Raw genomic sequence first — 9,284 nt, forward strand, 5'->3', positions numbered from 1 at the left:
TCAGTCGACCTCCTCGACGGCGACCAGGTGCGCCACCGTCCGGATCATGCCGAGCACCTCGGGGCGGTCCTCGCGGACCACGCTCTGCCCGATCTTCTTCAGGCCGAGGGTGCGCAGCGTGTCACGCTGGTTCTGCTTCTCACTGATCACGGACTTGGTCTGCGTGATCTTCAGGTTGGTCATGACGTCTGAGCCTCCGCCCTGGGCTCGCTGCCCGCGGCACGGGCCCGCAGCATGGCCGCCGGCGCGACGTCCTCGATCGGCAGGCCGCGCTTGGCCGCGATCTCCTCGGGACGCTTCAGCGCCTTCAGGCCCGCGATCGTCGCGTGCACGATGTTGATCGCGTTGTCGCTGCCGAGCGACTTGCTCAGCACGTCGTGGATGCCGGCGCACTCCAGCACCGCGCGCACCGGGCCACCGGCGATCACGCCGGTACCGGGGCTGGCCGGACGCAGCAGGACCTCGCCCGCCGCGTCCCGCGCCTGCACCAGGTGCGGGATGGTGCCCTGGATCCGCGGCACCTTGAAGAAGTGCTTCTTGGCCTCCTCGACGCCCTTGGCGATCGCCGCGGGCACCTCCTTGGCCTTGCCGTAGCCGACGCCGACCGTCCCGTTGCCGTCACCGACGATCACCAGGGCGGTGAAGCTGAAACGACGCCCGCCCTTGACGACCTTGGCGACACGGTTGATCGCCACGACCTTCTCGATGTACGACTGGCCCTTGTCGGCGCCACCGCGGCGGTCGTCACGGCGGTCGCGACGGTCGCCACCCTGACCGCCACCACGCCTCTGCGCTGCCATCAGTGGTTCCTCTCGTTCACCTTGTAAAGGGCCATTACAGCTCCAGGCCCCCCTCGCGCGCACCGTCCGCGACCGCGGCGATGCGGCCGTGGTACTTGTTGCCGCCGCGGTCGAACACGACCGCGTGGACACCGGCCTGCTTGGCCCGCTCGGCGACGAGCTCGCCGACCTTGCGGGACTTGGCCGTCTTGTCGCCGGAGTCGGCGCGCAGGTCCGCCTCCATCGTCGACGCGCTGGCCACCGTGTGGCCCTTGTCGTCGTCGATGACCTGGACGAACACGTGCCGGGTGGAGCGGGTCACGACCAGGCGAGGCCGCGCGGCGCTGCCCACGACCTTCTTCCGGACCCGCAGGTGCCGGCGCTTGCGGGACTTGGCCCGCGCCGACGTGGCCTTGCCGGCCAGGGTCTTGGTGCCTGCCATGACTACTTACCAGCCTTTCCGACCTTGCGGCGGATCTGCTCGCCCTCGTAGCGCACGCCCTTGCCCTTGTACGGGTCGGGCTTGCGCAGCTTGCGGATGCGGGCGGCGATCTCACCGACGAGCTGCTTGTCGATGCCCTCGACGGTGAGCTGCGTCGGCCTCTCCACCGTGAAGGTGATGCCCTCAGGGGCTTCGAACGGGATCGGGTGGCTGTAGCCGAGCGAGAACTCCACGTTCTTGCCCTTCGCCACCACACGGTAGCCGACGCCCTGGATGACCAGGGTCTTCTTGTAGCCGTCCGTGACGCCGACGACCATGTTGTTGATCAGCGTCCGGGTGAGCCCGTGCAGCCCGCGCACCTTGTTGATGTCGTTCGGCCGGGTGACGACGATCCTGCCGTCCTCCTGGCTGACCTCGATGGGCTCGACGACGGTGTGCGACAGCGTGCCCTTCGGCCCCTTGACGGTGACCTCGCGGCCGTCGAGCCTCACCTCGACACCGCTGGGCACGGTGATGGGGAGACGTCCGATACGAGACATTGTTAGTGCCCTCCCCTCACCAGACGTAGGCGAGGACTTCCCCGCCCACTCCGCGCTTGCCCGCCTGGCGGTCCGTCATCAGGCCGGAGGACGTCGAGATGATCGCGACGCCCAGCCCGCCCAGGACCTTCGGCAGGTTGTCCTTCTTCGCGTACACACGCAGACCCGGCTTCGAGACGCGCTTGATGCCGGCGATCGAACGCTCGCGGGTCGGGCCGAACTTCAGCTCGATGTTGAGCTTCTTGCCGACCTCGGCGTCCTCCACACTCCAGCCCGAGATGTAGCCCTCCTGCTGGAGGATCTCGGCGATGTGCGCCTTGATCTTCGAGTACGGCATCGCCACCTGGTCGTGGTACGCCGAATTCGCGTTACGCAGACGCGTCAGCATGTCTGCGATCGGGTCGGTCATCGTCATGGCCTACTGGCCCTCCCTCGCCACGGTTTCCTCGGGTTGATGCGGCCCGTGGACCTTTGGCGCGGTCGTGGACGCCCTCTCAGGCGCCCGGTTGGTCATTACAGGCGGGTGCCCCGCTCCCCGGAGCGGACTCCGGGGAGGCGGTCACCAGCTGGACTTCGTGATGCCGGGCAGCTCGCCGCGGTGGGCCATCTCCCGGAAGCACACGCGGCACAGGCCGAACTTCCGGTAGACGGAGCGCGGACGGCCGCAGCGCGAGCACCGAGTGTACGCGCGCACGCCGAACTTGGGCTTCCGCCCGGCCTTGGCGATCAGCGACTTCTTCGCCATGCTCAGTTCTCCTTGAAGGGGAAGCCCAGGAGCTTGAGCAGCGCCCGGCCCTCGTCGTCGGTCTTCGCGGTCGTCACGACCGTGATGTCCATGCCACGGGTCCGGTCGATCTTGTCCGGGTCGACCTCGTGGAACATGACCTGCTCGGTCAGCCCGAAGGTGTAGTTGCCGTTGCCGTCGAACTGCTTCGGCGACAGGCCGCGGAAGTCACGGATGCGGGGCAGCGCCGTCGACAGCAGCCGGTCCAGGAACTCCCACATGCGGTCGCCGCGCAGCGTGGCGTGCGCGCCGATCGGCATGCCCTCGCGCAGCTTGAACTGCGCGATGGACTTGCGGGCCCGGTTCACCGCCGGCTTCTGGCCGGTGATGACCGACAGGTCGCGGATCGCGCCCTCGATCAGCTTGGCGTCCTTGGCCGCGTCGCCGACTCCCATGTTGACCACGATCTTGGTCAGCGTGGGGATCTGCATGACGTTGGCGTAGCCGAACTGCTCGCGCATCTGCCCCGCGATCTCCTCGCGGTAGCGCAGCTTGAGCCGCGGCTGCGGCACGGGACGCTCGGTGGCGGTCTCGGTCATCGGTCTCAGATCTCCTTACCGCTACGGCGCGAGATCCGAACCTTCGTGCCGTCCTCGTTGATGCGGTAACCGACCCGTACCGGCTTGCCGTCCTCGACGATCGCGACGTTGCTGACGTGCAGCGGCGCCTCGACCGTGACGCGACCGCTCTCCTTGCCGGCACGCTGCTGGTCGGCCTTGATGTTCTTGGTGATGAGGTTGACGCCCTCGACGACGACGCGCTCGGCGCGCGGGTCGGTGCGCAGGACCTTGCCCGTCGCGCCCTTGTCCTTGCCGGCGATGACGACGACCTCGTCGCCCTTGCGGATCTTCATCAGAGCACCTCCGGCGCGAGCGAGATGATGCGCATGAACTTCTTCTCGCGCAGTTCACGGCCCACGGGGCCGAAGATACGGGTGCCGCGGGGGTCGCCGCCGTCCCGGATCAGGACGGCGGCGTTCTCGTCGAAGCGGATGTAGGAGCCGTCCGGGCGCCGGCGCTCCTTGCGGGTGCGCACGACGACCGCCTTGACGACGTCACCCTTCTTCACGCCCGCGCCGGGAAGGGCGTCCTTCACCGTCGCGACGATGATGTCGCCGACTCCCGCGTAGCGCCGACCCGAGCCGCCGAGAACCCGGATGCAAAGGATCTCCTTCGCACCCGTGTTGTCGGCGACCTTGAGTCGCGACTCCTGCTGGATCACGTCAACTCCTGTTCGTCACACCGGTTCTCGACGCCTCCTTCGTCGGCGCCGAGCCTGGTGGAACCAGACTGTTTACATTTGCGGGACTCCGTCCCGCGGCCCTACTTGGCCTTCTCGAGGATCTCCACCACGCGCCACCGCTTGGTGGCCGACAGCGGGCGGGTCTCCATGAGACGGACGCGGTCGCCGACGCCACACTCGTTGGCCTCGTCGTGCGCCTTGTAGTTCTTCGTGCGGCGGATCACCTTGTGGTACTTCGGGTGCTTGACGCGGTCCTCGACGGACACGACCACGGTCTTGTCCATCTTGTCGCTGACCACGAGACCCTCAAGGATCTTGCGGCTGCTCCGCTGCTCGGTCTGCTGCTCGGTCATTCGTTGCCCTCCGCGGCGTCCTCGACCGTGACGATGCCGAGCTCGCGCTCCCGCATCACGGTGTAGATGCGGGCGATCTCGCGCTTCACGGTGCGCAGCCGCCCGTGGCTTTCAAGCTGGCCGGTCGCGGCCTGGAAGCGGAGGTTGAACAGCTCCTCCTTGGCCTCCTTGAGCTTGGTGACCAGGACGTCCTCGGGCTCGGTCCGCAGGTCGTCGGCGGTAAGACCCTTGGCCATCAGGACTCACCCACCTCTCGCTTGACGGTCTTGCAGGTCAATGTGCACAGCATCGGGAGCTTGTGGAGCTTGAACATCAGCTCTCACCAACTTCGCGCTTCACGATCTTGCACTTCATCGGGAGCTTGTGGATCGCGCGCGTCAGGGCCTCACGGGCGATCTGCTCGTTCGGGTAGGAGATCTCGAACAGCACGCGGCCCGGCTTGACGTTGGCCACCCACCACTCGACCGAGCCCTTACCGGAACCCATGCGGGTCTCGGCGGGCTTCTTGGTCAGCGGACGGTCCGGGAAGATGTTGATCCAGACCTTGCCGCCGCGCTTGATGTGGCGGGTCATCGCGATACGAGCGGCCTCGATCTGCCGGTTCGTCACGTACGCGGCCTCGACGGCCTGGATGCCGTACTCGCCGAACGTCACCCTCGTGCCGCCCTTGGCCATGCCGCGGCGCTTCGGGTGGTGCTGCTTGCGGTGCTTGACCTTGCGAGGGATCAGCATCGGTTACTCAGCTCCCCTCACCCTGCGGAGCAGACTCGGCGGCCTGCGCCGGCTGCTCGGAACCCTGCTGCTGCTTCTGCTCGCCGCCACGGCCGCCGCGCTCGCCGGCACCGGCGCCGCCGCGGCCGCCACGGCCGCCGCGGCCGCCGCCACGGCGGTCGCCACCGCGGCGCTCACGGCCACCGCCGCCGCCACCGGTGGCGCGCTGCTGCGCGGCCTTCTGCTCGCGCTCGGCGCGCGTCGCCGCGGCCTCGCCCTTGTAGATCCACACCTTGACGCCGATGCGGCCGAACGTCGTCCGGGCCTCGTAGAACCCGTAGTCGATGTCGGCGCGCAGCGTGTGCAGCGGGACCTGGCCCTCGCGGTAGAACTCCGACCGCGACATCTCGGCGCCGCCGAGGCGGCCGCCGCACTGCACCTTGATGCCCTTGGCGCCCGACTTCATCGCCGACTGGATCGCCTTGCGCATGGCGCGGCGGAACGCGACCCGGCTGGACAGCTGCTCGGCCACGCCCTGCGCGACGAGCTGCGCGTCGATCTCGGGGTTCTTCACCTCGAGGATGTTCAGCCGGACCTGCTTGCCGGTCAGCTTCTCCAGGTCGCCGCGGAGACGCTCGGCCTCCGCGCCGCGGCGGCCGATGACGATGCCCGGCCGGGCCGTGTGGATGTTGACCTCGACACGGTCACGGGTCCGCTCGATCTCCACCTTGGAGATGCCCGCCCGGTCCATGCCCTTCTGCAGCATGCGCCGGATCTGGACGTCTTCCTTGACGTAGTCCTTGTAGAGCTTGTCGGCGAACCACACGGACTTGTGGTCGGTGGTGATGCCGAGCCGGAACCCGTGCGGGTTGATCTTCTGACCCACTACCGGGCCCTCCTCGTCTTCTTACCGCCGCCGGACGCCCCGCTGGACGCCTCGTCCCGCGACTCCACGACCACCGTGATGTGGCTCGTGCGCTTGTTGATGCGGTAGGCCCGGCCCTGGGCGCGGGGGCGGAAACGCTTCAGCGTCGGCCCCTCGTCCACCCACGCACGGCTCACGACGAGCGTGTCCGAGTCGAGCTTGAAGTTGTGCTCGGCGTTGGCGATGGCACTCGCCAGCACCTTGCCCACCGGCTCACTCGCAGCCTGGGGGGCGAACCGCAGCACCGCCTGAGCCTCCGCGGCAGGCAGGCCGCGGATGAGGTCCACCACGCGGCGGGCCTTCCTGGGCGTGACGCGGATGAACCGCGCCTGGGCCCTGGCTTCCATCGCTGTTCCCTCTCTCCTACGTGCGTACTGCTCTGCCTGCTAGCCGCGACGGCTGCGGCGGTCTTCCTTGACGTGGCTGCGGAACGTGCGCGTCGGCGCGAACTCGCCGAGCTTGTGCCCCACCATGGCGTCGGTGATGAACACCGGGACGTGCTTGCGGCCGTCGTGCACGGCGATCGTGTGACCGATCATGTCCGGCACGATCATGGAGCGCCGCGACCACGTCTTGATGACGTTCTTGGTGCCCTTCTCGTTCTGCACGTCCACCTTCTTCATCAGGTGGTCGTCCACGAACGGGCCCTTCTTAAGGCTACGTGGCATGACGAGCGACTCCTACCGCTTCTTCTTGCTGCGACGACGGACGATCAGCCGGTCGCTCGACTTGTTCGCCTGGCGAGTGCGGCCTTCCTTCTTACCGGCCGGGTTCACCGGGTGCCGGCCACCGGAGGTCTTGCCCTCACCACCACCGTGCGGGTGGTCGATCGGGTTCATGGCCACACCGCGGACGGTCGGGCGCTTGCCCTTCCACCGCATCCGGCCGGCCTTGCCCCAGTTGATGTTCGACTGCTCGGCGTTGCCGACCTCGCCGACCGTCGCGCGGCAGCGCACGTCCACCATCCGCATCTCGCCGGAGGGCATGCGCAGCGTGGCGTACTTGCCCTCCTTGGCCAGCAGCTGGACGCCCGCGCCCGCGCTGCGGGCGATCTTGGCGCCGCCGCCGGGGCGGAGCTCGATGGCGTGGATGACCGTACCGGTCGGGATGTTGCGCAGCGGCAGGCAGTTGCCCGGCTTGATGTCCGCGCCCGCGCCGTTCTCCACCCGGTCGCCCTGCTTGAGGCCGCGCGGGGCGAGGATGTAGCGCTTCTCGCCGTCCACGTAGTGCAGCAGTGCGATCCGCGCGGTGCGGTTCGGGTCGTACTCGATGTGCGCGACCTTGGCCGGCACGCCGTCCTTGTCGTGGCGGCGGAAGTCGATCACGCGGTAGGCGCGCTTGTGCCCGCCGCCCTGGTGCCGGGTCGTGATGCGGCCGTGGTTGTTGCGGCCGCCCTTCTTGGGGAGCGGACGCAGCAGCGACTTCTCCGGCTCGCGGCGGGTGACCTCGACGAAGTCGGCCACGCTGGAGCCGCGACGACCCGGAGTCGTCGGCTTGTAGTTACGGATGCCCATCTTTTTCGTTCATCCCTTAATCTGCTCCGGCGCCGGCCTAGGCCGGGCCGCCGAAGATGTCGATCCGCTCGCCCTCGGCCAGGCTGACGATGGCGCGCTTGGTGTCCTTGCGCTTGCCGTAGCCGAACCGGGTGCGCTTGCGCTTGCCCTGCCGGTTGAGCGTGTTCACGTTCGTCACCTTGACGCCGAACACCGACTCGACGGCCTGCTTGATCTGCGTCTTGTTGGCGTCCGGGCGGACGACGAACGTGTACTTGTTCTCGTCCAGCAGCCCGTAGCTCTTCTCCGAGACGACCGGCGCGATGATGATGTCGCGGGGGTCGGCGATCTTGTTCATGTGCGACCCTCCTTACTTCTTCGCCGCGCGCGAGATGAACTCGTCGTACGCCGTCTTCGTGAAGACGACGTCGTCGTTCACCAGCACGTCGTAGGTGTTGAGCTGGTCAGAGACGAGAACGTGCACGCTCGGCTCGTTGCGCAGGCTCTTCCAGGTCAGCTCGTCCTCGCGGTCCAGGACCAGCAGGACGCGCTTGGCCTCGGTGACCTCGCGCAGCGCCTTGAGCGCCGTCTTCGTCTTCGGGGTGTCGCCCTCGATGAGACCGTCGACCACGTGCACCCGGCCGAACCGGGCCCGGTCGGACAGGGCGCCGCGCAGCGCGGCGGCCTTCATCTTCTTGGGCGTCTTCTGCGAGTAGTCCCGCGGCTGCGGGCCGTGCACGGTGCCACCGCCGGCGAACTGGGGCGCGCGGGTCGAGCCCTGGCGGGCGCGGCCGGTGCCCTTCTGCCGGTACGGCTTCTTGCCGCCGCCGGAGACGTCGCCCCGGGTCTTGGTGGCGTGCGTGCCCTGGCGCGCCGCGGCCAGCTGCGCCACCACGACCTGGTGGATCAGCGGCACGCTGGTCTTCGCGTCGAAGACCTCGGCGGGCAGGTCGATGTCGAGCTTGGCGGTCACTTGCCCGTCCCCTTCACTGCGTCGCGGACCAGCACCACGCCGCCGTTGGGACCGGGAACCGCGCCCTTGATGAGCAGCAGGTTCTTCTCCGCGTCGATGGCGTGGACGGTCAGGTTCTGCACGGTGGTCCGGGCGTTGCCGTGCCGTCCCGCCATGCGGAGGCCCTTGAAGACGCGACCGGGGGTCGCGCAGCCGCCGATGGAACCCGGCGAGCGGTGCTTGCGCTGGGTGCCGTGCGAGGCGCCGAGGCCCTTGAACCCGTGGCGCTTCATGACACCGGCGGTGCCCTTGCCCTTACTCGTGCCGGTCACGTCGATCTTCTGGCCGGCTTCGAAGACGCTGGCGGTGATCTCCTGGCCGAGTTCGTACTCGGTGGTGTCGTCGGCCCGCAGTTCGACGAGATAACGGCGCGGCGTCACGCCGGCCTTCTCGAAGTGACCCGTGCGCGGCTTGTTCACCTTGCGCGGGTCGATCTGCCCGTACCCGATCTGGACGGCGGTGTAGCCGTCCGTCTCCTGGGTGCGGAGCTGGGTCACGACACACGGCCCGGCCTGGACGACGGTCACCGGAACGATCCGGCCCTCATCGTCGAAGACCTGGGTCATGCCGAGCTTCTCGCCCAGGACGCCCTTCCTCTGCGTACTCATCTCTCGGTGCGTCCCTTAGAGCTTGATCTCGATGTCAACGCCGGCCGGAAGGTCGAGCCGCATCAGCGAGTCGACCGTCTTGGGCGTCGGGTCGATGATGTCGATCAACCGCTTGTGCGTGCGCATCTCGAAGTGCTCGCGGCTGTCCTTGTACTTGTGCGGCGAGCGGATGACGCAGTACACGTTCTTCTCGGTCGGCAGCGGCACCGGGCCCGCGACCTTGGCGCCCGTCCGCGTCACCGTCTCAACGATCTTCTTCGCGGAGGTGTCGATGACCTCGTGGTCGTAGGCCTTGAGCCGGATGCGGATCTTCTGTCCCGCCATGGTGGCCTCGGTGTCCTTTGCTGTAGTGCCGCTGTTTACTTCAGTGGTCGTGACGCGGCGGCCCGGTTGCCG

The 9,284-nt window shown here is 68.2% G+C and carries 20 protein-coding genes; all 20 read right to left on the reverse strand.

Translation table 11 applies throughout. The features are described 5' to 3' along the window. A complete protein-coding gene (gene rpmD / locus ACQPZP_RS39095; RefSeq protein ID WP_176200290.1) occupies positions 1–183 on the reverse strand; it encodes a 50S ribosomal protein L30 in 183 nt (60 codons plus the stop codon). After that, positions 180–800: a 30S ribosomal protein S5 gene (gene rpsE / locus ACQPZP_RS39100; protein WP_433474678.1), complete on the reverse strand. Its 621-nt coding sequence runs from the start codon at positions 798–800 to the stop codon at positions 180–182. Before rpsE ends, rpmD begins: the two co-directional genes overlap by 4 nt. A gap of 34 nt (positions 801–834) precedes the next feature. Then, positions 835–1,221, reverse strand: a complete 387-nt coding sequence (gene rplR / locus ACQPZP_RS39105) for a 50S ribosomal protein L18 (RefSeq protein WP_433464699.1) — start codon at positions 1,219–1,221, stop codon at positions 835–837. A gap of 2 nt (positions 1,222–1,223) precedes the next feature. Further along, a complete protein-coding gene (gene rplF, locus ACQPZP_RS39110; protein WP_433474679.1) occupies positions 1,224–1,760 on the reverse strand; it encodes a 50S ribosomal protein L6 in 537 nt (178 codons plus the stop codon). Positions 1,761–1,776: 16 nt separating this feature from the next. Beyond that, positions 1,777–2,175 (reverse strand): 30S ribosomal protein S8, encoded by a 399-nt coding sequence (rpsH, locus tag ACQPZP_RS39115; RefSeq protein ID WP_067454634.1) that lies wholly within the window; start codon positions 2,173–2,175, stop codon positions 1,777–1,779. Between the two features lie 144 nt (positions 2,176–2,319). Further along, the gene (locus tag ACQPZP_RS39120) at positions 2,320–2,505 is read right to left on the reverse strand and encodes a type Z 30S ribosomal protein S14 (RefSeq protein WP_067454638.1); all 186 of its coding nucleotides are present in this window, start codon (positions 2,503–2,505) and stop codon (positions 2,320–2,322) included. A gap of 2 nt (positions 2,506–2,507) precedes the next feature. After that, positions 2,508–3,083, reverse strand: coding sequence for a 50S ribosomal protein L5 (gene rplE / locus ACQPZP_RS39125; RefSeq protein WP_433464701.1), 576 nt, complete (start codon positions 3,081–3,083; stop codon positions 2,508–2,510). Positions 3,084–3,088: 5 nt separating this feature from the next. Continuing rightward, positions 3,089–3,397 (reverse strand): 50S ribosomal protein L24, encoded by a 309-nt coding sequence (gene rplX, locus ACQPZP_RS39130; protein ID WP_433474680.1) that lies wholly within the window; start codon positions 3,395–3,397, stop codon positions 3,089–3,091. Then, positions 3,397–3,765 (reverse strand): 50S ribosomal protein L14, encoded by a 369-nt coding sequence (gene rplN, locus ACQPZP_RS39135; RefSeq protein WP_067629407.1) that lies wholly within the window; start codon positions 3,763–3,765, stop codon positions 3,397–3,399. The genes rplX and rplN overlap by 1 nt, the downstream gene beginning before the upstream one ends. 101 nt (positions 3,766–3,866) lie before the next feature. After that, positions 3,867–4,139: a 30S ribosomal protein S17 gene (gene rpsQ / locus ACQPZP_RS39140; RefSeq protein WP_089314941.1), complete on the reverse strand. Its 273-nt coding sequence runs from the start codon at positions 4,137–4,139 to the stop codon at positions 3,867–3,869. After that, the gene (gene rpmC / locus ACQPZP_RS39145) at positions 4,136–4,375 is read right to left on the reverse strand and encodes a 50S ribosomal protein L29 (protein ID WP_089314942.1); all 240 of its coding nucleotides are present in this window, start codon (positions 4,373–4,375) and stop codon (positions 4,136–4,138) included. Before rpmC ends, rpsQ begins: the two co-directional genes overlap by 4 nt. A 76-nt stretch (positions 4,376–4,451) precedes the next feature. Then, positions 4,452–4,871, reverse strand: coding sequence for a 50S ribosomal protein L16 (gene rplP / locus ACQPZP_RS39150; protein ID WP_021596731.1), 420 nt, complete (start codon positions 4,869–4,871; stop codon positions 4,452–4,454). A 7-nt stretch (positions 4,872–4,878) separates the two neighbouring features. Continuing rightward, a complete protein-coding gene (gene rpsC, locus ACQPZP_RS39155; RefSeq protein WP_433474681.1) occupies positions 4,879–5,736 on the reverse strand; it encodes a 30S ribosomal protein S3 in 858 nt (285 codons plus the stop codon). Next, positions 5,736–6,122 carry a 50S ribosomal protein L22 gene (gene rplV / locus ACQPZP_RS39160; RefSeq protein ID WP_433464704.1) on the reverse strand — a complete coding sequence of 129 codons (387 nt, stop codon included), beginning with the start codon at positions 6,120–6,122 and terminating at the stop codon, positions 5,736–5,738. Before rplV ends, rpsC begins: the two co-directional genes overlap by 1 nt. A 39-nt stretch (positions 6,123–6,161) precedes the next feature. After that, a complete protein-coding gene (gene rpsS / locus ACQPZP_RS39165) occupies positions 6,162–6,443 on the reverse strand; it encodes a 30S ribosomal protein S19 (protein ID WP_067807019.1) in 282 nt (93 codons plus the stop codon). A 12-nt stretch (positions 6,444–6,455) separates the two neighbouring features. After that, the gene (gene rplB / locus ACQPZP_RS39170) at positions 6,456–7,289 is read right to left on the reverse strand and encodes a 50S ribosomal protein L2 (RefSeq protein WP_433464705.1); all 834 of its coding nucleotides are present in this window, start codon (positions 7,287–7,289) and stop codon (positions 6,456–6,458) included. A 37-nt stretch (positions 7,290–7,326) separates the two neighbouring features. After that, on the reverse strand, positions 7,327–7,626 hold the full coding sequence (gene rplW, locus ACQPZP_RS39175) for a 50S ribosomal protein L23 (RefSeq protein ID WP_358448890.1): 300 nt from the start codon (positions 7,624–7,626) through the stop codon (positions 7,327–7,329). A gap of 12 nt (positions 7,627–7,638) precedes the next feature. Further along, complete coding sequence (gene rplD / locus ACQPZP_RS39180; RefSeq protein WP_433464706.1) at positions 7,639–8,241, reverse strand: 50S ribosomal protein L4; 603 nt, start codon at positions 8,239–8,241, stop codon at positions 7,639–7,641. Continuing rightward, a complete protein-coding gene (rplC, locus tag ACQPZP_RS39185) occupies positions 8,238–8,888 on the reverse strand; it encodes a 50S ribosomal protein L3 (protein ID WP_433474682.1) in 651 nt (216 codons plus the stop codon). The genes rplD and rplC overlap by 4 nt, the downstream gene beginning before the upstream one ends. Before the next feature lie 15 nt (positions 8,889–8,903). Further along, on the reverse strand, positions 8,904–9,212 hold the full coding sequence (gene rpsJ, locus ACQPZP_RS39190) for a 30S ribosomal protein S10 (protein ID WP_018657599.1): 309 nt from the start codon (positions 9,210–9,212) through the stop codon (positions 8,904–8,906). Positions 9,213–9,284: the final 72 nt, after the last annotated feature.

The organism is Spirillospora sp. CA-142024 (assembly GCF_050942325.1).
In the GTDB taxonomy this organism is placed as follows: Bacteria; Actinomycetota; Actinomycetes; order Streptosporangiales; family Streptosporangiaceae; genus Spirillospora.